The 20,428-nt window shown below is 72.5% G+C and carries 21 protein-coding genes; 9 read left to right on the plus strand and 12 right to left on the minus strand.

Annotated elements, in window-relative coordinates; all coding sequences use genetic code 11:
- Positions 1 to 15 precede the first annotated feature (15 nt).
- Complete coding sequence (locus tag ACFWJX_RS29695) at positions 16 to 429, minus strand: VOC family protein (RefSeq protein WP_383249152.1); 414 nt, start codon at positions 427 to 429, stop codon at positions 16 to 18.
- A gap of 182 nt (positions 430 to 611) precedes the next feature.
- Between ACFWJX_RS29695 and ACFWJX_RS29700 the strand changes: the two genes are divergently transcribed.
- The gene (locus ACFWJX_RS29700; RefSeq protein WP_383249154.1) at positions 612 to 1,670 is read left to right on the plus strand and encodes a nitrous oxide reductase family maturation protein NosD; all 1,059 of its coding nucleotides are present in this window, start codon (positions 612 to 614) and stop codon (positions 1,668 to 1,670) included.
- 46 nt (positions 1,671 to 1,716) lie between these two features.
- A complete protein-coding gene (locus ACFWJX_RS29705; protein WP_383249156.1) occupies positions 1,717 to 2,745 on the plus strand; it encodes a methyltransferase in 1,029 nt (342 codons plus the stop codon).
- 67 nt (positions 2,746 to 2,812) lie between these two features.
- On the opposite strand, the gene ACFWJX_RS29710 is transcribed toward ACFWJX_RS29705, so the two are convergent.
- The 11 genes from ACFWJX_RS29710 to ACFWJX_RS29760 form a co-directional block, all read right to left on the minus strand.
- Positions 2,813 to 3,148 carry a TcmI family type II polyketide cyclase gene (locus ACFWJX_RS29710; protein ID WP_383249158.1) on the minus strand — a complete coding sequence of 112 codons (336 nt, stop codon included), beginning with the start codon at positions 3,146 to 3,148 and terminating at the stop codon, positions 2,813 to 2,815.
- Between the two features lie 17 nt (positions 3,149 to 3,165).
- A complete protein-coding gene (locus ACFWJX_RS29715) occupies positions 3,166 to 3,645 on the minus strand; it encodes an SRPBCC family protein (RefSeq protein ID WP_383249160.1) in 480 nt (159 codons plus the stop codon).
- Between the two features lies 1 nt (position 3,646).
- A complete protein-coding gene (locus tag ACFWJX_RS29720) occupies positions 3,647 to 3,904 on the minus strand; it encodes an acyl carrier protein (protein ID WP_383249162.1) in 258 nt (85 codons plus the stop codon).
- A 61-nt stretch (positions 3,905 to 3,965) separates the two neighbouring features.
- Positions 3,966 to 5,216, minus strand: coding sequence for a ketosynthase chain-length factor (locus ACFWJX_RS29725; protein WP_383249163.1), 1,251 nt, complete (start codon positions 5,214 to 5,216; stop codon positions 3,966 to 3,968).
- On the minus strand, positions 5,213 to 6,481 hold the full coding sequence (locus tag ACFWJX_RS29730; protein WP_383249165.1) for a beta-ketoacyl-[acyl-carrier-protein] synthase family protein: 1,269 nt from the start codon (positions 6,479 to 6,481) through the stop codon (positions 5,213 to 5,215). Before ACFWJX_RS29730 ends, ACFWJX_RS29725 begins: the two co-directional genes overlap by 4 nt.
- Positions 6,478 to 6,939: a cupin domain-containing protein gene (locus ACFWJX_RS29735; protein WP_383249166.1), complete on the minus strand. Its 462-nt coding sequence runs from the start codon at positions 6,937 to 6,939 to the stop codon at positions 6,478 to 6,480. The genes ACFWJX_RS29730 and ACFWJX_RS29735 overlap by 4 nt, the downstream gene beginning before the upstream one ends.
- Before the next feature lie 63 nt (positions 6,940 to 7,002).
- Positions 7,003 to 8,157 carry a SchA/CurD-like domain-containing protein gene (locus ACFWJX_RS29740; RefSeq protein WP_383249167.1) on the minus strand — a complete coding sequence of 385 codons (1,155 nt, stop codon included), beginning with the start codon at positions 8,155 to 8,157 and terminating at the stop codon, positions 7,003 to 7,005.
- A 148-nt stretch (positions 8,158 to 8,305) separates the two neighbouring features.
- Positions 8,306 to 9,010, minus strand: coding sequence for a class F sortase (locus ACFWJX_RS29745; RefSeq protein ID WP_383249169.1), 705 nt, complete (start codon positions 9,008 to 9,010; stop codon positions 8,306 to 8,308).
- A gap of 111 nt (positions 9,011 to 9,121) precedes the next feature.
- Complete coding sequence (locus tag ACFWJX_RS29750; RefSeq protein WP_383249171.1) at positions 9,122 to 9,595, minus strand: hypothetical protein; 474 nt, start codon at positions 9,593 to 9,595, stop codon at positions 9,122 to 9,124.
- Between the two features lie 228 nt (positions 9,596 to 9,823).
- Entirely contained in the window at positions 9,824 to 11,512 is a 1,689-nt protein-coding gene (locus ACFWJX_RS29755; protein ID WP_383249173.1) for an FAD-dependent oxidoreductase, read from the minus strand.
- 236 nt (positions 11,513 to 11,748) lie between these two features.
- Positions 11,749 to 13,323, minus strand: coding sequence for a hypothetical protein (locus ACFWJX_RS29760; RefSeq protein ID WP_383249174.1), 1,575 nt, complete (start codon positions 13,321 to 13,323; stop codon positions 11,749 to 11,751).
- 274 nt (positions 13,324 to 13,597) lie between these two features.
- On the opposite strand from ACFWJX_RS29760, the gene ACFWJX_RS29765 reads away from it, so the two are divergent.
- From ACFWJX_RS29765 to ACFWJX_RS29795, 7 genes are all read left to right on the plus strand, one after another.
- Positions 13,598 to 13,873, plus strand: coding sequence for a DUF6355 family natural product biosynthesis protein (locus tag ACFWJX_RS29765; RefSeq protein ID WP_383249356.1), 276 nt, complete (start codon positions 13,598 to 13,600; stop codon positions 13,871 to 13,873).
- Between the two features lie 211 nt (positions 13,874 to 14,084).
- Entirely contained in the window at positions 14,085 to 15,341 is a 1,257-nt protein-coding gene (locus tag ACFWJX_RS29770; RefSeq protein WP_383249176.1) for an ATP-grasp domain-containing protein, read from the plus strand.
- Positions 15,338 to 16,165 carry a Rossmann-like domain-containing protein gene (locus ACFWJX_RS29775; protein ID WP_383249178.1) on the plus strand — a complete coding sequence of 276 codons (828 nt, stop codon included), beginning with the start codon at positions 15,338 to 15,340 and terminating at the stop codon, positions 16,163 to 16,165. The genes ACFWJX_RS29770 and ACFWJX_RS29775 overlap by 4 nt, the downstream gene beginning before the upstream one ends.
- On the plus strand, positions 16,162 to 17,250 hold the full coding sequence (locus ACFWJX_RS29780; RefSeq protein ID WP_383249180.1) for a PLP-dependent cysteine synthase family protein: 1,089 nt from the start codon (positions 16,162 to 16,164) through the stop codon (positions 17,248 to 17,250). The genes ACFWJX_RS29775 and ACFWJX_RS29780 overlap by 4 nt, the downstream gene beginning before the upstream one ends.
- Positions 17,247 to 18,278 (plus strand): mandelate racemase/muconate lactonizing enzyme family protein, encoded by a 1,032-nt coding sequence (locus tag ACFWJX_RS29785; protein ID WP_383249182.1) that lies wholly within the window; start codon positions 17,247 to 17,249, stop codon positions 18,276 to 18,278. Before ACFWJX_RS29780 ends, ACFWJX_RS29785 begins: the two co-directional genes overlap by 4 nt.
- The gene (locus ACFWJX_RS29790; RefSeq protein WP_383249184.1) at positions 18,262 to 19,587 is read left to right on the plus strand and encodes an MFS transporter; all 1,326 of its coding nucleotides are present in this window, start codon (positions 18,262 to 18,264) and stop codon (positions 19,585 to 19,587) included. The genes ACFWJX_RS29785 and ACFWJX_RS29790 overlap by 17 nt, the downstream gene beginning before the upstream one ends.
- Positions 19,584 to 20,384: a class I SAM-dependent methyltransferase gene (locus ACFWJX_RS29795; RefSeq protein ID WP_383249186.1), complete on the plus strand. Its 801-nt coding sequence runs from the start codon at positions 19,584 to 19,586 to the stop codon at positions 20,382 to 20,384. The genes ACFWJX_RS29790 and ACFWJX_RS29795 overlap by 4 nt, the downstream gene beginning before the upstream one ends.
- Positions 20,385 to 20,428: the final 44 nt, after the last annotated feature.

Consider the following 20,428-nt stretch of genomic DNA (forward strand, 5'->3'; position numbering starts at 1 on the left):
GCCGGGCCGCTCCGGTCAGCCCTGGGGCTCGCTGATGTTCACCATCCAGGGGATGCCGAAGCGGTCGGTGCACATGCCGAACACGTCGCCCCACATCTGCTTCTCCAGCGGGACGGCCACCGAGCCGTCGGCGGACAGCTTCTCCCAGTAGCCGCGCAGCTCGGCGTCGTCGTCGCCGCTGAGGCTGACGGAGAAGTTGTCGCCCTGCGTGACGCTCATGCCGGGCGGGGTGTCCGCACCCATCAGGGTGAAGCCGCTCGGGGTCTCCAGCATCGCGTGCATGATCTGGTCGGCCTCCGGCGTGTCCTGCTGCCCCGACTCCCCGTAGGTGTTGAGGGCCAGGGTGCCGCCGAAGACGTCCTTGTAGAACTCCATAGCCTGCCGGGCATTGCCGCCGAAGCTGATGTACGGGTTGAGGCGCGAGGCCATGACCACCTCCACGAAACGGGCTGAACGGTCAGATCCGGGCAGACTAGCGCGGGCCACCGACAGCGGCCCGTCGGCCCGGAGGGGCGCGCTGTGGGCCACGCGGGCGACCGGTCGCCCCGCAACACGCCACCGGACGGCCGATACCGCCGGGCCGCCGACCCCTCGAGCCTATTGTCCGGAATATGAAGAAATGCCATTTCGTGTATCTCGCGTGCACCGCCGCGGTCGTGGGGGCGGGCCTCGGCGCCGCTCCGGCGTCCGCCGGCCACATGACCCATGTGGTCCACGCGGGACAGTCGATCCAGAAGACGGTGGACGCCGCCGCGTCCGGAGACACGGTGCTGATCACCCCGGGCACCTACCGGGAGAGCGTCACGGTGACCACGCCCGGACTGACCCTGCGCGGCGTGGGCCGGGGCGTGGTGATCGAACCGGCCGCCGGCAAGGCCACCGGCACCTGCGCCGCGGGCGGCAACGGCATCTGTGTGGTCGGGACGAAGGACCACAAGGTCGAGGACGTCACCCTCGCCTCCCTCACCGTCACCGGCTTCACCCGCAGTGGGGTGTACGCCGTCGCCACCGACGGGCTGACCGTGCGCAACGTCACCGCGGTGAAGAACGGGGTGTGGGGCATCGCCCAGGAAGGGTCGGTCCGCGGTGTGTTCCGCGCCAACACCGCCCGGGACAACGGCGACGCCGGTCTCTTCCTCGCCAACACCATCAGCGCCGAACAGGGCGCCACCGACTCCGGCGGCACGCTCGTCGAGCGCAACCGGCTGGAGGGCAACCGGATCGGCGTCACCGTCCGCCGGCTGCGCAACCTCACCGTCGCCGGCAACCACCTCACCGGCAACTGTGCGGGAGTGTTCGTCGTCGGCGACGAGAACAAGCCCAGGGCCGGCGCCGTGACCGTCGCCGAGAACCGCATCGTGCGCAACAACAAGTCCTGCCCCAAGACCGCGCGGCTGGACGCCCTCCAGGGTTCCGGCATCGTCCTGACCGGCACCGAGGACACGCTGATCACGCGGAACGTCATCCGGGACAACGCCGGCGAGTCCCCGCTGTCCGGCGGCATCGTGCTGTTCAAGAGCTTCGTCGGCACGGCCAGCGAGCGGAACCGGATCACCGACAACGAACTGAGCGGCAACTCCCCGGCCGACCTCGTCGACCAGGAGACCGGCAAGACCAACACCTTCGAGGCCAACACCTGCCAGGTGTCCAGGCCCGCGGGCCTGTGCTGACCGGCCGTAGCCACCCGTGAACACGACGAAAGAGGAAAGGCGGCACATGACGACCGCAGAAACTGCCCCGGCGCCGTCCATGCGGCTGCGGGAGCTGGTGTTCGGGGCGGCCTGTGCCGCCGCCCTCCGTGCGACGGCCCGCCTGGGCGTCGCCGACGCCCTCGGCGACAGCCCCATGGCCGTGGAGGACCTCGCGGCCGCGGTGAAGACCGAACCCAAGCCCCTGCGACGGCTGTTGCGGGCCATGTCCTGCTACGGCGTCTTCGCCGAACAGGGCGACGGAACCTTCGCGCACACGGAGATGTCGCGCCTGCTGCGCGAGGACGACCCGAACAGCCTGCGCTACATCACCCTGTGGTGCACCGAGCCGTGGACCTGGGACGCCTGGCCCAAGCTCGACGAGGCCGTGCGCACCGGCCACAACGTCGTCCAGGACCTGTACGGCAAGGAGTTCTTCACCTACCTCAACGAGGACGCGCCCGAATCCGCGCTCGTCTTCAACCGCGCCATGACGACGTCCAGCGCGCAGTCCGCACGGGACGTCGCGCAGCTCCTCGACCTGTCGGGGAGCGCCTCCGTCGCCGACATCGGCGGCGGTCAGGGGCATGTGGTGGCGAGCCTGCTGGAGAAGTACCCCACGCTCCACGGGACGCTGCTCGACCTGCCCCGCGTGGTGGAGAACGCCGACCCGCGGCTGCGTCCGGGCGGCGTGCTCGCGGACCGGATGCGCATCGTGCCCGGCGACTGCCGCGAGGCCATCCCCGTCCAGGCCGATGTGTACATCATCAAGAACATCCTGGAGTGGGACGACGACAGCACCGCCAGGACCCTGCGCAACGTCATGGCGGCCGGCGGGCCCGGCGCACGGGTCGTCGTCATCGAGAACCTCGTCGACGACTCGCCCTCGATGCGCTTCAGCACCGCGATGGACCTGCTGCTGCTCCTCAACGTGGGCGGCGCGAAGCACACCACCGAGAGCATGGTGGGCCGGCTGACCGGGGCGGGCCTGGTCATCGACGACATCCGGCCGGTCAATCCCTACCTGCACGCGTTCGACTGCACCGTGCCCGCGTGACACCCCGGACCACCGGTGGCCGGGCCCGCGACGAACGCGGACCCGGCCACCGGTGGCCACCGGCGTCTCAGGCCGTGGAGTCCCGCTCCCAGCGGTAGAAGCAGTGCGCCATCGCGTCCTTCGGCGAACGCCAGGTCGCGGGGTCGTACGCGCTGACGTACGCGGTCAGCCGCTCGCTGATGTCCCGGAACTCGGGGTGCCCGGCCACCTTGGCGATCGCGGGTCCCGGGTCCTGCTCGGACTCGATGAGATGCAGGTACACGTCGTCGAACTGGAAGAGACTGCGTCGGGAGACGCCCACGAGGTGCGGCAGCTCCCCACGGTCCGACTCCTCGAACAGCTTCGCGATGTCCGGGGCGGACCCCGGGGCCATCCGGGCGACGATCAGGGCTTGGTGCGTCATCCTGTCCTCCGTCCGGTTCAGTCGGCCAGGCTCGGCACGGGCCGGTGCTCCGTGGCCGCCTGCTCGATGCGGTCCCGGATCAGGGCCATCTGGACCTTGGAGTTCCGGTTGATGTTGTCGGTCATCCAGGCGTCGTCCACCGGGGCCTCGGGCTTCATCTCGAAGTCCTGGGTCCACACCATCCGGGTGCCCTGCGGCACCTCCTCGTACCGCCACCGGATGTTCATGAAGGCGAACGGGCCGGTCTCGACGCGGCGGGCCCGCACGGTGAGCGTGTCGCGGTCCGCCTCCCGCTCGGAGACCCAGCTCCACACCTTGCCGTTCTCGTCGGGGTGCATGGTGAGCCGGAAGGTGGTCTTCTCGCCCTCCTGCCGCAGGATCTCGGCCGAGGCGTACTCGGTGAACAACTGCGGCCAGTTCGCCACGTCGTTGGTCATGTCCCAGACCAGGTCCAGCGGAGCGGCGATCACGATCTCGTTCTCGGTGTGTGCGGACATGTCACGCCCCTGCCATGAGAGCACTGTTGACCTGGTCGAGGAACTGCCGGGGCGTCTTGCTGCGCTCCGCGTCCGGTGGCATCGGCGTGCCGTAGCGGTTCTCCAGCTCGCCCACGATGCCGAGCAGTCCGAGCGAGTCGATGCCGAGGGCGTCGAAGCCGATGTCGTACTGCCGCTGGAGGTCGTCCGAGGCGACGGTGATGCCGGCGGACTTCTTCATCAGCTCGGCCAGTTCCTCGACGGTGATGCGGTCACTCATGCGGTACCTCTCCCTTTGCTCTGTTCCTCTGGTTGTCCTGCGCCTCTTGTTCCGCGCCCCGTCATGAGGCGTCGGTGGCGCCGTGCCGCAGCACCAGCGCCGAGTTCGACCCCATGAGGCCCCTGCTGAGCACCAGTGCCGTGCGCAGTTCGGCGGGGCGGGCCCGGCCGGTCACGAGGTCGAGGTCGTGGCAGACGTCGAAGACATGCGGGGTTGGCGGGATCAGGCCGTGCTCCATGGCGAGCACCGCCGCCGCGCTGTCCAGCACCGGCGCCGCGCCGTAGCCCCGCCCGATCCCGGTCTTCGGCGCGGTGACCGGCACTCGCCTGCCGTGCGCACCGAGGGCGTCGGCGATGGCCAGCGCCTCGGCACGGTCCGCCGCAGGCACACCGAGCGCGTCGGCGAAGACCACGTCGATCTCCTCCGGCGCACAGTCGGCGTCCGCCAGGGCCGCGCGGACGGCTTCCGCGAGACCCTCCCGGGACTGCTCCCAGCGGGAGGCGCCGGTGAAGGTCGCCGCGTGCCCGGCGATCCTGGCCCGCACCCGCGCGCCGCGCTCCCGGGCCACCGACTCCTCCTCGACGACGAACATGGCGCCGCCCTCGGCCGGGACGAACCCGCAGGCCCCCTCCGTGAAGGGACGGTAGGCGCGCTCCGGGTCGTCGCAGGTGCTCAGCTCCTCGTACCCGAGCTGGCAGACCACCGAGTAGGGGGCGAGCGGCGCCTCGGTCGCACCGGCCACGATCACGTCGGTGCCGCGCCGTACCGCCCGCGCCGCGTGGGCCAGGGCGTCCAGTCCGCCGGCCTCGTCGGAGGCGACCACCGAGCAGGGCCCCTTGAAGCCGCGCCGGATGGAGATCTGGCCGGTGCTGGCGGCGTAGAACCAGGCGATCGACTGGTACGGCCCGACGAAACGGCTGCCCTTGCCCCACAGGCGCTGGAGCTCCCGCTGGCCGAACTCGCCGCCGCCGGAACCGGCCGCGGTGACCACGCCCACGGAGTACGGCGCGGCACCGGTGTCGGCCTGCCCGAGGCGGGCGTCCTCCAGCGCGAGGTCGGTCGCGGCCAGCGCGAAGTGCGTGAACCGGTCGGTCTGGACGACGTAACGCTCCTCGACCGCCGCCGACGGTTCGAACTCCCGCACTTCGCCCGCCACCCGCAGCGGCAGGTGCTCACAGCCCTCGCGGGTGACCGGGCCGAGGGCGCTGAGGCCCTCCTGGGTGGACTTCCAGAAGGACTCGGTGCTGGCTCCGTTGGGCGCGACCACACCGATACCGGTGACGGCGGCGCGCCTCGGATGGGGTTCGGTCATCTTTCCCTCTCCCTCGGCCGGTTCAGGACCACCGCCGACTGGAATCCGCCGAAGCCGCTGCCCACGGAGAGCACGCTGTTCAGCTTCCGCTCGCGCGCGTCACGCGGCACGTAGTCCAGGTCGCACTCGGGGTCCGGGGTCTCGTAGTTCGCGGTGGGCGGCACCACCTGGTGGGCCAGGGCCAGCACACAGGCGACGACCTCTATCGCGCCGATCGCGCCCAGGGAGTGCCCCACCATCGACTTGATGGAACTCATCGGCGTGTCATAGGCGTGCTGCCCCAGGGTCCGCTTCACGGCGGCGGTCTCGTGCCGGTCGTTCTGCTTGGTTCCCGAGCCGTGCGCGTTGACGTAGTCGACCGCCGTGGGATCGACCCGGGCGTGGTCGAGGGCCTCCTCGATGGCCCGCGCCATCTCCAGGCCCTCGCTGGTCAGACCGGTCATGTGGTACGCGTTGCCGAAGGTCGCGTAGCCGCCCAGCTCGCAGTAGACGTGCGCACCGCGGGCCCTGGCGTGCTCCAGTTCCTCCAGGACGAGCACCGCACCGCCCTCGCCCATGACGAAGCCGTCACGGTTGGCGTCGAAGGGACGCGAGGCGTGCGCCGGATCGTCGTTGTTGCACGAGGTGGCCTTGATGGCGTCGAAGCAGGCCATGGTGATCGGGGAGATCGGCGAGTCCGAGGCGCCGGCGATGCAGACGTCGGCCCGGCCCTCCTCGATGGTGTGGAAGGCGTACCCGACCGCGTCGAGCCCGGAGGTGCAGCCCGTCGACACCGTCTGCACCGGCCCCCGCGCCTCGAACCGCTCCGCCACCGTGGAGGCCAGCGTGCTGGGGGAGAAGGCACGGTGCAGCTGCGGCCGAGCCCGGTCGTGGTCCACGTCCCAGCGCTGTCCACCGTGGCTGACCAGCACATAGTCCTGTTCCAGCCGGGTGGTTCCGCCGACCGCGGTGCCCAGCGACACCCCGACCCGCCAGGGGTTCTCCCGGCCGAGGTCGAGACCGGAGTCCCGGACCGCCTCCTCCCCGGCGACCAGGGCGAACTGGATGTACCGGTCGCACCGGGCGACCTGCTCCGCGTCCAGCCCGTGCGCCGCCGGGTCGAAGTCGCACTCGGCCGCGATCCGCGACCGCAGCCCCGTCGGGTCGAAGAAGGTGATGCCCCGCGTCGCGGTGCGCCCGTGGGACAGCTGGTCCCAGAACGCCGGCACGCCTATGCCTCCCGGAGCGACGACGCCTATGCCCGTGACGGCCACCCGCCGGGTCATGAACCGGCCTGCCGACGCTCGGCCGTTCGGACCGCGCCGCCGTGGGCCCCCTCCGCCGCGACGGCGACGGGCTCGGTCTCCTCGGTGTCGACGTGCCCGAGCGGCGGGCTCGGCGCCAGCGGACCGAGGTGGAAGACGAGGCGCGCCTCCACCTTGCCCACATTGCGGAACCGGTGCCGCATGTGCATCGGGATCATCAGCCCCTGCTCGGGCCGGAGCGGGTGCGGTTCGCCGTCGAGGTCGACCTCCAGCTGCCCGCACACGACGTACACGAACTCCTCGGAGTACGGGTGGTAGTGCTCACCGATGCGGTCACCCGGCTGGACGATGGCCACGCCCATGAAGCCGCTGGTGGCGCCGGACGTGGTGGGCGTGAGCATGGCGCGCAGGTCACCGCCGCGCCGGGTGTTGGGCTCGACCTCGCTGAGGTCCACGATTCTGGGACGGGATGTGATCACGACGTTGCTCCGTTTCGTGTGCTGTGTCGGCGTGGGCGACCGGCGCCCCGCCTGCCGGACGGCTCAGGCGTCGGGCGAGCGGCGGTCGGTGACGAGTTCCATGCGGGCGAGCGTGAGGAGCCGGGCGGCCGCGCCCTCCCGCAGTGCGGAGGCGTCCACACCGAGGGCGTCGGTGTCCAGCAGGGCCGTCACCTCGGCCGTCCGGGCCCGGTCCGTCAGACCGAGCACCTGACCGGGGTCGGTGTCGCCGCCGCGTACGTCGACCAGGCGCACGACGACGTCGTCGCGCTGGAAGATCGTGCTGCGCAGCACCGGGCTGTGCGGGTCGTCCGCCGCCTTCTCGTCCTGCTGGGAGAGGAGTTGGGCCAGCCGCAGACCGCCGCCGTCCCGCGCCGGGTAGTACAGCGCGTGCCGTACGGCGTCCGGCTTCGCCTCGCCCGCCGTCACATGGTGGACGGCCGGCAGTGCCGCGCGGGTGAAGAAGACGCGGGCCGACTCGGGGTCGTCGAGGTCCCGGTCCTGCTCCAGATAGGGGTTGATGGCCTCCTCGACGGCCCGCACCTCGGGCTGCCGGGCGACGTGCCGCAGCGCCGCGAGCAGGTCGCCCCGCACCTCGATGGCCCGCACCACGCGGTTGCCGTGCATGAAGAGGGAGGTGCGGATCAGCCGGGTCGTGTCGTCGACCCGGGGTTCGGGCGAGGCGTAGTCGGCGAGGATCTTCGCGACGGCCTCCTCACTGCCCGGCTTGACCGTGAAGGTGAGCGCGTGACGGATCACGCCGTCGCCGATCCGGGGCGACGACTGGAGCCTGCGCTCGCCGGGCTCGGCGTGCGCGGCCGGGCCGCCGGTCTCGCGGACGACGTGGAACCGCAGCGACCGGGTGTCGCGCACGCAGCTGTGCAGCGGCTCCACCATCCGGACGTGCTCCTCGCTGTTGACCCAGGTCAGGAACGGCGGGGCACTCTCCCACTCACTGGTGATGAGCCACTGCGAGGGGTTCTCGATCGACTGGCACAACTGGTCGCTGACGTGTCCGGGGACCGACGCGACCTGGTTGCAGAGCTGCTCGTACGCCTCCAGGAACTGCTGCTGGGCTCCGTCGTAGACGTCCACCAGAAGGACGACCCGGAGGTGGGAGCCGTCGAAGACGGACTGGGAGACGCGCTGCGACACCTGACGTGTCAGCGCTTCCGAAACGGGGGCGGAAGTGGTGGTCATCGTGGGAAATCTCCTTCGGGGAGCGAGACGGAACCTCGGCTGCGGTGAAGCGACGTGAGCGTGACTTGATCCTGTGGCGGTCCAGACCGGTGCGCGACCGGGAGGGACTACGCGGGTGACCTGCTCCCCTCGTCCGTGTGATGTCGCGTCACCTGAGGTGCGCGAAGACCACGAGGTTCTCCGTGTAGTCCTTGACCGTGCGGTCGTAGTCCCCCGCGCAGGTGATGAGGCGCACCTGGGCGTCGGCGGTGTCGGCGTACACCCGTCGGCTGGGGAAGCGGTCCTTGTCGAACGTCTCCACACTGTCGACGACGAAGACGGGCGCGCGTCCGTCGGCCCGCCGCACGCGGAAGACGTCGCCCTTCTTCAGTTCGCCCAGTTCGGCGAAGACGGCGGCGGAGGTGGCGGTGTCGACGTGCCCGGCGATGATCGAGGTGCCCGTCTCGCCGGGGGAGGCGCCCTTGGCGTACCACCCGACGAGGTTGGTGTTGTGCGGCGGCGGGGCCTGGAGCTGCCCGTTGGCGCCGATGGCGAGGTCGGTGAAGGGGGCGTCGACGGAGATCTTCGGGATGAGCAGGCGCACGGGGCTGGACCGTGGCAGGTGCTCTGCCACCGGCCGGGCGTCGGGCGAGGCCGGTGCGGCGGCCCGCGGGGCGGCCCGCGGGGCGGACTGCGCGTCGGGCGGCGGACTGGGCGCGCCGGCCTGCGGGGTGTCGTCGCCGAGCAGGCGCACCGCCAGCAGCAGCAACGCCCCGGCACACAGCATGGTCAGCCCCCGGCGGGGCTGCCGGGCCGACGCCGGCCCGTCTGCGGAGGAGTCGGAGGCGGAGGAGTCGGAGGAGTGGACAGCCATCTGAGGTGACCTCACTAGCTGGTTCACGGCAGCGGGAGGGGGCGGAAAGCGAGCCGGGCCGCCACATGGAGCTCAGGTGGCGGCCACGGCTGCTATGTCGCCCGGCATGGGTCAGGCCAGGCCGTGGGCCGACTTCTTACGGCGCGCGGCGTACAGGCCGGTCGCGGCGACGGCGAGGACGGCGATGCCGCCCGCGGTCGCGGTGGGCGCGTCGAGCGCGCCGCCACCGGTGTGCATGCCGCCGCGCGGCTTCTCCTCGCCGCTCCAGGACTCCTTCTGCTCGCTGTCCTTGGTCCAGGAGGAGTCCTTGCTCTGCTCGCTGTCCTTCTTGTACGTCTCCGGGTCGTGCTTCGGGTCCCGCGCGGTGCCCCAGTCGTCCGCCGTGACCGAGGCCAGCGCACCGCCACCCGTGTGCATTCCACCGCGCGGCGCGTCGTGCTTGCTCCCGTTGTCCTGCTCCTTCTCCTTGCTGTAGGAGGAGTCTTCGTGCTCCCAGTCACCGCCCGCCGCGTACGCGCCGGGCGCGGCGAGGGCGAGGGCGGCCGAGGCCGCCGCGGTGGCCAGGATCATGCGTGCTGAGCGCATATGTGGGTCCTTCCGTCGGCCGGGCAGCTGGCGGTTGGTCAGCTGAGGTGACCCGGCCCCGACGTGATCCACCGTCAGTCACCCCGCGGACTTCCACCACTCAAGGCGCTCAGCCGGGTGAGGGCGGGCGGCACCCGGGGGAATGCCGAAGGGCCTGTGCCGGCCTCCCCGAGGGACGGCCGCCACAGGCCCCGCGGACGCCCGTACGGCGTCCGACGACCGGTCAGGTCAGGTCAGCGCCAGCACCGTGGTCAGGACCCGCCGCAGCACGCCTTCGGCCTCCGGGACCGGGCCGGGTGAGCGCCAGGCGACGAACCCGTCGGGCCGCACCAGGACGGCTCCGCCGTGCGCCGTGCCGTGGCGCTCCCGCCAGTCCGCGCCGTCCTCGGGCACCAATTCGGCGTCCGGTCCCGCTCCCACGCGGTACGACACCAGGGGGACGGACAGTTCACCGGCGAGGCGGACGGCGGCCTCGTGCCATCCGCTCGGCCCGTCGGCGTCCGCTCCGGCGTCGCCGTCGCTCAGCAGGACCAGGGACCGCTCGTACAGGTCGAGCGTGGACAGCCGCCTGCCCTCGTGGCGGACCCACAGGTGGGGCGCCCGGGTGCCGGGGTCGCCGTTCAGGCCGAGTTTCTCCGGCACGACCGGCGAGGTGGGGTCGGTGCCGACGACGGCGCCCTGCGGGTAGCGGTAGCCGAGGGCCACGTTGAGGATGCCGCGCTGCGGCCCGCCTCCGGGCGCACCACCGCCCCCGCCCGCCGGCGGGGCGAAGCCGGGGTGGCTGTGCTCGGCCGACCGGACGGCGGCGCGGGCACTGGTCGCCTCCGCCACCGGGCGGCGTTCGAGGTCGTAGGAGTCCAGCAGTCCGTGTCCCGCCCAGCCCCCGAGCACCGCCGCCAGCTTCCACGCCAGGTTGTGCGCGTCCTGGATGCCGGTGTTGGAGCCGAAGGCCCCGGTGGGGGACATCTCGTGGGCCGAGTCCCCGGCGAGCAGGACGCGGCCCGAGCGGTAGCCGCGGGCCACCCGCTGGGCGGCGTGCCAGGGCGCCCGCCCGGTGATCTCGATGTCCAGGTCCGCCCGGCCGACCGCACGGCGGATGTGCTCCGCGCAGCGCTCGTCGGTGAAGTCCTCCAGCGTCTCCCCGCGTTCGGGGTGCCAGGGGGCGTGGAAGACCCAGTTCTCCCGGTTGTCCACGGGCAGCAGCGCACCGTCGCCGTCGGGACCGGTGAGGTAGCAGACGATGAACCGGCGCTCGCCCACCACGTCGGCGAGGAGGCGGGACCGGAAGGTGATGCTGACATTGCTGAACAGCTCGCCGGGGCCGCTCTGGCCGATGCCGAGCTGCTCGCGGACGGGGCTGCGGGGGCCGTCGGCGGCGACCAGGTAGTCGGCGCGGATCTTGGTGTGCTCGCCCGTGTCCCGGCTCTTGACGATCGCGGTGACACCGTCGGAGTCGGTGTCGAACGACAGCAGTTCGGTGGAGTACCGCAGGTCGCCGCCAAGCCCGGTGGCGTGGTCGAGCAGGACCGGCTCCAGGTCGTTCTGGCTGCACAGGCACCAGGAACTCGGGCTGAAGCGGGCCAACCCGCCGCCCGGGTCGATGTCCTTGACCAGCCACTCACCCGGGTCGCCGACCAGGTCGCGGGCCTGGAGGATGCCGTGGTTGTCGGCCAGGGTGGCCGCGGCCCGATGGATCGCCGGCTCGACGCCGGCCACCCGGAACAGCTCCATCGTGCGGACGTTGTTGCCGCGTCCGCGGGGGTGGCGGGAGGTGCCGGAATGGCGCTCCACCAGGGTGTGCCGTACCCCCAGACGGCCCAGGAACAGTGAGGTCGACAGGCCCACGAGGGAGCCGCCGACGATCAGGACGGGGACCCTGTGGATCGCGCCGCCCGGTTGGTCGGTTCTTTGGTTCATGATGTGTCTCCAGCACGTCGTGTCCGCCGACTCGGCCGGTGCGGCCGGGACGGCCGGGACTCTCATGCATGCCCCACACGACGAACGGCGGCTCAGGCTTCACCCACCTGACCCTGCGCAGCCGGAGCGGCCGCCGCGGCTGGGGTCCTGGCGCGCGCGAGGGCCGCCGCACGCGCCGGTGAGCCATGGAGCACGGACCGGCAGCGGCGACGGCCCTCAGGGCTGGTTCGGGCCTCTCAGATGCCCGAACCCAGAGACCTCGTCGTGTAGGCGCACTCGGTGTAGATGTAGCCGGACTCCAGCTTCGCGGTGTCCGTGGCCGGGGTGGAGATGGAGTCCGAGGTCGACTTGTGCACGAAGTAGGTGGTGCCGGGCGGCAGGCTGATCGTGCGCTGCGGGTAGCTCTTGCTGCCGCTGCACGGCTCGAACGAGGGGTTGAGGGTGCTGGACAGGGAGTATGCCTTGCAGCTGCCGCAGCCCTTGAGGGTGAGGCTGCCCGTCACCGGACCGGTGTAGAGGACGGTGACCTCGTCGGGGCTGTCGTTCTTCACCGTGACGGAGATGCTGCCGCCGGACCGGGTCGTGGGCAGGGTCTTGCCCGCGGCGGGCAGGGTCTGGGCGATCTCCGCCCCGATCGCGATCTTCTTCGCGCGGGCCGCGTTCTTGGCCGTCCTGTGCGCCGAGACGTACTCGTTCATCGTCTTCTGCGCGGCCTCGAAGTCACCGTCCCGGTACTGGTCCACCCCGCAGGTGTACGTGCCCGCGTCGGCGCTGCTCGTGGCGCGCCCGGCGTCCGCGGTGAGGGCGGCCTCGATGCCCGCCTCGTCTCCCGGCAGGTCCGCGATGCGGGAGCCGAGGTCGTTCAGCCGCTCGACCGCCGTGCAGGGTTCGGCTCCGGAGAGGCCCTTGACCTCGCGGGTGACGGCGGCGGCCACGGCCGGCTGGACCTTGGCGGCCTGGTCGGAGTCGGGGAAGGTGGTCAGCAGCTCGCCGAACTGTGCCGCCCAGGTGGACTGGTCGGAGGCGAGGCCCCGCGAGGCGCACTCGTACAGGGACGTGGCCAGCCGGTCGTCGGGCCACTTCTCCAGGCTCCCGAGGTCCGTGGACGGCATGTCCTCGGGGACGGTGCGCAGATAGGTGAGGGGCGCTATGGCCGTGCAGTAGTCGGCGTCCTCGTAGGGGGCGGCGATCGTGGTGTAGAAGGTCTTCATCCGGGTCGGCACCCGCTCGGCCGCCCGCGAGTCGGGGTGGTCGGATCTGAGGTCCTCGTAGGCCTTCAGCGCCTCGCGGTAGCCGGCCTGGCCGCTGCCGAACTCCTTCTTGCCGGACGCGGTGACCAGCTTGTCGGCCTCGTCGAGCCGGTCGAGGAGCATCTGCTCCGTCGCCTCCTTGCGCGCGTCGTCGTACAGGACGACACCACCGGCCGGTACGGCGAGCAGGACCAGACCCAGCAGCAGGGCGACGGGCGCCCGTCGGAGGATGGCCGTGCGGGAGCGCAGGCCGACGAGCGCGCCGTGCGCCGCGGCCCCGGCGAGGAACACGGCGTACAGCAGGAGGGCCGCCACCGGGACGCCGTCCGGGTCGGCCGGCAGCGCCACGAGGAGCAGCACGGCGGTGGCGGTCCAGCACAGCAGCATGAGCACCCAGCGGCGCAGCAGCGCGTACCCGAGCCCCAGGCCGCTGAGGTTGAGCACCGCGACCGCGACGGCCCGCGCGCCGTCCGGCGGCGCGGGCGGGGCCGGCGGCGGCCCCGACGGCATGGGTGGCACGTGGAAACTGTGGTCCTGCATGCCGTACGGATCCCCGGACATGGCTGTCCTCCCCCATCAACAGCGCCCGAACTTCGGTGACTTGTCAGTCTACGGGCGCCGATGCACGGCTGACAGAGGCGGCGGGTACCGATCCCCCCGTTCGCCCGATCATGCCCGACGTGCGGCGGGATCACCCCTTCGGCCCAGCGACGAATCGATTCGCTGGGTGAAACGGGTGCGACGTCCGACCCGGCGGGGGAGCGCCCGGTGATGCTGGCGCAGGCCTTTCCATGACTCTTCCTCAAGGAGTTCCGCTGTGCGTTTTCCTCGTACGGTGCTCAGCACCCTCGGTTCCGCCGCTCTCGTTCTCGCGTCCCTGGGTGCGGTGACCGCCGTCACCGCGAGCCCCGCCGCCGCGGACCCCTGCGGCTTCTACGAGACCGGCTCCGACGCCTACTACAACCACTGCACCTCCGACGGCTCGCGCGTGATCGTCAAGGTGGAGGTGGCGTGGGCGCCCGACTACGAGCGGTGCGTCGCGCCCGGCAAGACCTGGCTGGGCTCCGCCGGTGAGATCCAGGGCGCCTACTACACCGGGCGCACCTGCTGACCGGAGCGGTGGCGGTGCGGAGGGCCGGGACGGCTTCGTCCCGGCCCTCCGGCATGCGGTCCTCCGGAACGGAACGGAGTGCGACAGGGGCTGGAAAATGAAAATGGTTATCGCTAGCGTGTGGATGCGCGCAGCCCGGCATCCTCGCTTCCGGCGAGGGTTCGCCGGGCTGCCCTGGCGCGCCCGAACTCGCGGCTCGAAAAGGGGAATTGTGGCTCATCTGCTGATGGTCGAGAGCTGGGTCGGATCGATGAGCAGGCTGCTGCCCCGGGCGATCGGGGAGGGCGGGCACACGTTCACCTTCCTCACCCGCGACCTGCACCACTACCTGCGGTCGGCCCCCGAAGGGACGGCACACCCGCTGCTCGGCGCCCGCAACGTCGTCACGGCGGACACCAACGACGTCGACACCCTGCTCCCCGAAGCAGAGCGGCTGCACGCGGCGCTGGGCTTCGACGGCGTCCTCACCTCCTGCGACTACTACCTGCCGGCCGTGGCCCTGATCGCCGACCGCCTCGGCCTGCCCGGCCCCGGCCCCGAAGCGGTCGGGAACGCCTGCCGCAAGGACGCCACCCGCCGCGTCCTCGGCGAGGCCGCGGTGCCCGGCCCCCGCTTCGCCCTGCACGAGGAGTGGGCCGACCTCGCCCGGTCCGCGCGGGAGATCGGTTACCCGCTGGTCGCCAAGCCGGTCGACCTGTGCGCCGGCATGTACGTGCGCCGCGTGGACGACGAACGCCAACTCGCCGACGCCGTACGGGCGATGGCTGGATTCCCGGTGAACGCGCGCGGGCAGCGCCGGTCGCCCGCCGTCCTGCTGGAGGAACTGCTGGACGGGCCCGAGGTGAGCGTCGAGACGGTGTCGCACGCGGGCGCGGTCCATGTGGTCGGTGTGACCGACAAGAGCGTCGGCGGGGCACCCGCCTTCATCGAGACCGGCCACATGTTCCCCGCCGACCTGACGCCCGCCGACACCGAGGCCGCCGAACAGACCGCGCTGAGCGCGCTCAAGGCCCTCGGCCTGACCGACGGGGTCGTGGCGCACACCGAGATCAAGCTGACCTCCGCCGGACCGCGCGTCGTCGAGGTCAACCCCCGCCCGGCCGGAAACCGCATCACCGAGCTGGTCCGCCATGTCACCGGCGTCGACCTCGCCGCCGCCTTCGTGGACGTCGCCCTCGGCCGCGCGCCCGACCTGCGGCGCACCGACACCGGGGTGCGCAGCGCCGCGATCGGCTTCCTCGTCCCGGAGCGCGCCGGCACCCTGGAGGCGCTCGACGGAAGCGGCGTACGGGACGCGGACGGCGTGCTGGAGGTGGAACTCGCCGAACCCGGCCGGGCGGTGAAGGCGGCGGGCAGCAACAACGAGTACCTGGGGCACGTCATGACCGCGGACACCGGCGGCCCCGGCGCCCGCGCCCGCGTCGAGGACCTGCTGTCCGGGCTGCGCGCGGGACTGGTCGTCCGATGACCACCGCGACCTTCCACGCCTACGACGATCTCGTCGACCGCGTCCGGGCCGGCGCCCTCGGCCCCGACCCGGCCACGCGGCGGATCGCCGTCGCCTTCACCACCCGGCAGGCCGTACGCCACGACGGGCGCGGCACCGGCTACCGCAACGAGGTGCTCAGCCTGCGCCTCGCCGAGGCCGTCGGTTCCTGCGCCGTCGAACCCGGGGAACTGCCGGACAGCGCGCTCGACGACTGCGTCGGCGCCGACGTGGCCGGGCTCCTGGAGCACCCTCTGCTGCCGGTGCGGGTCGCGGCGCTCGACGCCTACCTCCTGCACGTCACCCCGCACATTCCCGAGCACGGCGCCCTTCCGGTCCCGCTGCCCGCCGGGTCCTCGCTGGAGAAGTCCCGCGCCCGCGCCCGCGCCGTCGTCGAACTGCTCGACCTGCCCGCCGGGGCGACGGTCCTCGTCGTGGGCGTCGTCAACTCCCTCCTCGAAGCGCTCCGTTCCCGCGGACTCCGCTACCTGCCGAGCGACCTCAAGGGCGGCACCACCGAGTGGGGCGAGCCGGTCCTCACCGACGCGCTCGCCGCCGCCGACCGCTGCGACGCCCTGCTCGTCTCCGGTATGACCCTCGGCAACGGAACCTTCGAACCCCTGCGCCGGCACGCGCAGACGCACGGCAAACAACTGGTCGCGTTCGCCCAGACCGGCAGCGCCGTGCTGCCCCGCCTCCTCGGCCACGGGGTGAGCGCCGTGTGCGCCGAGCCCTACCCCTTCTTCTGGCTCGACGGCGGACCAGGAACCGTCCACCGCTACGGCTGTCCGGGAGGCGTGCGATGACCACGACCGCCGTTCTCCCCGACGCCCGCCGCGAACTCCTCGCGCTCCTCGGCCGTACGCCCGTGGTGCGTGTCACCGCCGACCTGCCCGGCGCCCACCCCGGGTTCTGGGCCAAGCTCGAGGCGCTCTCGGCCGGCGGGATGAAGGCACGGGCCGCGGTGTCCATGCTGCTCGGCGCCCGCGAACGCGGCGAACTGCGGCCCGGCGCCCCCGTGGTGGAGTCCACCTCGGGCACCCTCGGCATCGGCCTGGCCTTCGCCGGGCAGGCCCTCGGCCATCCGGTCGTGCTGGTCGGCGACCGTGAACTGGAACCGTCGATGCGGCAGTTGCTGCGCGCCCACGGCGTCCGCCTGGAGATCGCCGACCGCCCCGCGCTCCAGGGCGGCTGGCAGGCCGCCCGCCTCGCCCGCCTCCGCGAACTCCTCGCCGAACTCCCCGGCGCCTACTGGCCCGACCAGTACAACAACCCCGACAACACCGCCGGTTACGCCTCCCTCGCCGCCGAACTCGCCACCCAGCTCGACCACCTGGACATCCTGGTGTGCAGCGTCGGCACCGGCGGCCACAGCGCCGGCGTCGTCGGACCGCTGCGCCGCCACTGGCCCGCGCTGCGGCTGATCGGCGTCGACGCCACCGGCTCCACCATCTTCGGCCAGCCCGCCCGCCCCCGCCTGATGCGCGGCCTCGGCAGCAGCATCCACCCGCGCAACGTGGCCTACGACGCCTTCGACGAGGTCCACTGGATCGGCCCCGCCGAGGCCGTCGACAGCTGCCGCAGACTCGCCCGCGGCAGCTTCGTCACCGGTGGCTGGAGCACCGGCGCGGTCGCCCGTGTCTCCGCCTGGGCGGCCCGTGTGCACCCCGGCGCGGTCGTCGCGACCGTCTTCCCCGACGGCCCGCACCGCTACCTCGGCACCGTCTACGACGACGACTTCACCGCCGCGCACGGCGTCGACCCCGCCACCGCGGCCACCCGGCCCGTGGAGATACCGCACCCGCACACCGCCGAGGCGACCGGCTGGGCGCGCTGCACCCGGGTCACCGACCCGCTCGGCGCCCTCCGAGGCGGGGAGGCGAACCGGTGAAGACCCGCCTGCGCACCGTACGCCTCGTCCTCGCCGAGCCGCTGCGCATCTCCCGTTCCACCATGGCCGCCCGCGACGCCGTGTGGCTGACCGTCGAGCACGACGGACTGTGCGGCCATGGCGAGGCCGTCACCAGCGTGTACTACGGCCTCGACACCGACACGCTGCAACGCCTCCTCGCCGACGTCGACCTGGGCCGCTTCGCGGATCCGGAGAGCGCCCTGGAAGCCCTGCGCGAGGACGGACCCCTCTCGCCGCCGGCCGTGACCGCCGCCGTCGAGGCCGCGCTCCTCGACCTCGTGGGCAAGCGCGCGAACGCTCCCGTCCACCGGCTCCTCGGCGCGCCCGCGCCCCCCGTGGCCGCCACCGCCCGCACCCTCGGCATCATCTCGCTCACCCATGCGGCGGCGGAGGCCCGCCGGCTCGCCGCGAGCGGCTTCCAGGTCCTGAAGGTGAAGGCGGGCAGCCCCGACCCCGAGGACGACGTGGAACGCGTCCGCGTCGTGCGCGACGCGGCCCCCGGAGTGCGTGTGCTCCTGGATCCCAACGGGGCCTGGACGCTCCGTCAGGCCGAGAAACTCCTCCCCCGCTACGCCGAACTCGGCGTCGAGGCCGTCGAACAGCCCCTCGCCCCCGGCGACCCGGAGACGCTGGCCGCCCTCGCCGAGCGGTCACCGCTGCCCGTCATCGCCGACGAGGACGCCGTCGGCCTGGAGGACGCCCGCCGCCTCGCCGGACGCGTGCACGGCGTCAACGTCAAGCTCGCCAAGTGCGGCGGCGTCCACGCGGCCCTGCGCATCGCCGAGGCCGTCGAGGGCAGCGGCACCGCGCTGATGCTCGGCTGCCTCACCGCCAGCAGCCTGGGCCTCGCGCCCGCCGTCCACCTCGCCGACCGCGCCCGCTGGACCGACCTCGACGGACACCTGCTCCTCGCCGACGACCCGTGGAGCGGCATCGGCGGCGCCGACGGCCTCGTCCGCGCGAGCGACCGGCCGGGACTGGGGGTGACGCATGCGGACCTGGCGTGAGATACGCGGCTTCCCGGTCGCCGTCCGGCTGCTGCTGGTCAACCAGCTCGGCGTCAACACCGGCTTCTATCTCCTCATCCCCTACCTCGCCGTCCACCTCGGCGAGAACCTGGGCATGTCGGCGGCCGTCGTCGGCATCGTCCTCGGCGTGCGCAACCTCAGCCAGCAGGGCCTGTTCCTCATCGGCGGCTCCGCGGCCGACCGGCTCGGCGCGCGCGGCGTGATCATCGCCGGGTGCGCCCTGCGGACGGTCGGGTTCGCGCTGTTCGCGCTGGGCGACGGGCTGCCCGTGCTGCTCGCCGCGTCGGTGCTGAGCGGACTCGCGGGCGCCCTGTTCAACCCGGCCGTGCGCACCTACCTCTCCCAGGAGGCCGGAGAGCGCAAGGCGGAGGCGTTCGCCCTGTTCAACGTGTTCGCCACCACCGGCGCCCTGATCGGCCCGCTGCTGGGCAGCGTCCTCCTCCTCGTCGACTTCCGCGCCTCCGCGCTGACCGCCGCCGGCATCTTCGCCGTCCTCACCGTGGCGCAGGCGCTGGTGCTGCCCGCCCGGAAGGTGCCGCCCAGCCAGGGGAGCGTCCTCGCGGACTGGCGCGAGGTGGCCGGCAACCGGGCCTTCCTCGGCTTCGCCCTCGCCATGGTCGGCATGTTCACCCTGGAGAACCAGCTCTACCTGCTGCTGCCCGACGGCGCCCGGCGGGCCACCGGCTGGGACGGCGCGGCAGGCCTCGTCTTCCTCGTCGGCACGCTCGCCAACCTGGCGCTCCAGCTGCGCGTCACCCGGGTCCTCAAGTCCCGCGGCCACCGGGCCCGTTGGATAGCCACCGGACTCACCCTGATGGGCCTGGCGTTCCTGCCCCCGGCGGCGGTGGCCGGATCGTCGTCCGAGGGATGGATGGCCGCCGTGCCCGTGCTGCTCGGCGCCCTGCTGCTGCATCTCGGCGTCATGATCGCCTCGCCGTTCGTCATGGAACTCATCCCCGGCTTCGGCCGCCCCGGGCTGACCGGCACCTACTTCGGGATCTTCTACGTCGTCTCGGGCGTCGCCGCCGCCATCGGCAACACGGTCGTCGGCTGGGCGATGGACACGGGCGAGCGGATCGGTGCCGAGTGGCTGCCGTGGATGTGCTGCGTGGTGTTCGGGCTCGCGTCGGCGGCCGGGGTGGCGTGGCTGCACCGGCGGGGAGCGCTGCCCGGAACCCCGGTGCCCGGCCCGGCCGGCCCGGCTGACCTGACGGGCCAGGCCGCCCCGGCCGCTTCGGGGGCGTCCGCCGCGTCCGCCGCTCAGGCCGACGAGAGGAGCAACGCGTGACGGTCCACACCGGCGGAAACCTGCTCACCGACAACCCCGCCCTCTACGAGGCCCGTTTCCCCGACCCCGACCGGCTCGCCGGACGCTGGGCCGAGGACCGGCTGCGCCGTCACGGAGCCGGCCCGCGCGTCCTCGACATGGGCTGCGGCACCGGCCGCGACGCCGCCCACCTGCACCGGGCCGGCCGTACGGTGACCGGCGCCGACCTCTCCGAGGCGATGCTCGGCCACGCCCGCGCCCACCATCCCGGACCTGCCTACCTCCGGGCCGACCTGCACGGCTTCGACCTGGGCCGGGCCGCCTTCGACGCGGTGGTCTGCCTGGACAGCTCCCTGCTGTACTGCCACACCAACGACCAGCTCGACGGCTTCCTCGCCTCCTGCCGCCACGCCCTCACGCCCGGCGGGCTGCTGGTCGCGGAGATGCGCAACGGGGCCTATTTCCTGGGTCGTACGGACCTCCTGGACACCCCGAAGGTCGACTCCTTCACCTGGCGGGACGTCAACTACCGCTCCGCCACCAACCTGTTCGTCGACCGAGACGCCCAACTCCTGCGCCGAATCCGCGTATGGACCGCCGACGACGGCACACCACCGGTCGAACAGCACTCCGCCTGGCGGCTGCTGTTCCCGCAGGAACTGCGGCACTTCCTCGCCGCGCACGGATTCGAGGTCCTCGAACTGCACGACGGCCCCGGCCCGCGCACCCAACCCCCATGGCGGGAGGGCGAATCGCCCGGCACCACGGCCGACGGGGACCGCCTGCACCTCGTGGCCCGCCTGAACACCACCCCCTGACCCGCCAACGCTCCGCTCCACTCGGCTCCACTTCATTCCAAGGA

The sequence above is a fragment of the Streptomyces sp. NPDC058335 genome (assembly GCF_042723915.1).
Taxonomy (GTDB): Bacteria; Actinomycetota; Actinomycetes; order Streptomycetales; family Streptomycetaceae; genus Streptomyces.

Excerpts from the sequence above, each read along its gene's own strand:
- ACFWJX_RS29745 (WP_383249169.1), bottom strand. The coding sequence starts at position 9,010 with ATGGCTGTCCACTCCTCCGACTCCTCCGCCTCCGACTCCTCCGCAGAC.
- ACFWJX_RS29725 (WP_383249163.1), bottom strand. The coding sequence starts at position 5,216 with ATGACCGAACCCCATCCGAGGCGCGCCGCCGTCACCGGTATCGGTGTG.
- ACFWJX_RS29720 (WP_383249162.1), bottom strand. The coding sequence starts at position 3,904 with ATGAGTGACCGCATCACCGTCGAGGAACTGGCCGAGCTGATGAAGAAG.
- ACFWJX_RS29710 (WP_383249158.1), bottom strand. The coding sequence starts at position 3,148 with ATGACGCACCAAGCCCTGATCGTCGCCCGGATGGCCCCGGGGTCCGCC.
- ACFWJX_RS29715 (WP_383249160.1), bottom strand. The coding sequence starts at position 3,645 with ATGTCCGCACACACCGAGAACGAGATCGTGATCGCCGCTCCGCTGGAC.
- ACFWJX_RS29705 (WP_383249156.1), top strand. The coding sequence starts at position 1,717 with ATGACGACCGCAGAAACTGCCCCGGCGCCGTCCATGCGGCTGCGGGAG.
- ACFWJX_RS29775 (WP_383249178.1), top strand. The coding sequence starts at position 15,338 with ATGACCACCGCGACCTTCCACGCCTACGACGATCTCGTCGACCGCGTC.
- ACFWJX_RS29730 (WP_383249165.1), bottom strand. The coding sequence starts at position 6,481 with ATGACCCGGCGGGTGGCCGTCACGGGCATAGGCGTCGTCGCTCCGGGA.
- ACFWJX_RS29695 (WP_383249152.1), bottom strand. The coding sequence starts at position 429 with ATGGCCTCGCGCCTCAACCCGTACATCAGCTTCGGCGGCAATGCCCGG.
- ACFWJX_RS29750 (WP_383249171.1), bottom strand. The coding sequence starts at position 9,595 with ATGCGCTCAGCACGCATGATCCTGGCCACCGCGGCGGCCTCGGCCGCC.
- ACFWJX_RS29740 (WP_383249167.1), bottom strand. The coding sequence starts at position 8,157 with ATGACCACCACTTCCGCCCCCGTTTCGGAAGCGCTGACACGTCAGGTG.
- ACFWJX_RS29780 (WP_383249180.1), top strand. The coding sequence starts at position 16,162 with ATGACCACGACCGCCGTTCTCCCCGACGCCCGCCGCGAACTCCTCGCG.
- ACFWJX_RS29790 (WP_383249184.1), top strand. The coding sequence starts at position 18,262 with ATGCGGACCTGGCGTGAGATACGCGGCTTCCCGGTCGCCGTCCGGCTG.
- ACFWJX_RS29755 (WP_383249173.1), bottom strand. The coding sequence starts at position 11,512 with ATGAACCAAAGAACCGACCAACCGGGCGGCGCGATCCACAGGGTCCCC.
- ACFWJX_RS29700 (WP_383249154.1), top strand. The coding sequence starts at position 612 with ATGAAGAAATGCCATTTCGTGTATCTCGCGTGCACCGCCGCGGTCGTG.
- ACFWJX_RS29760 (WP_383249174.1), bottom strand. The coding sequence starts at position 13,323 with ATGTCCGGGGATCCGTACGGCATGCAGGACCACAGTTTCCACGTGCCA.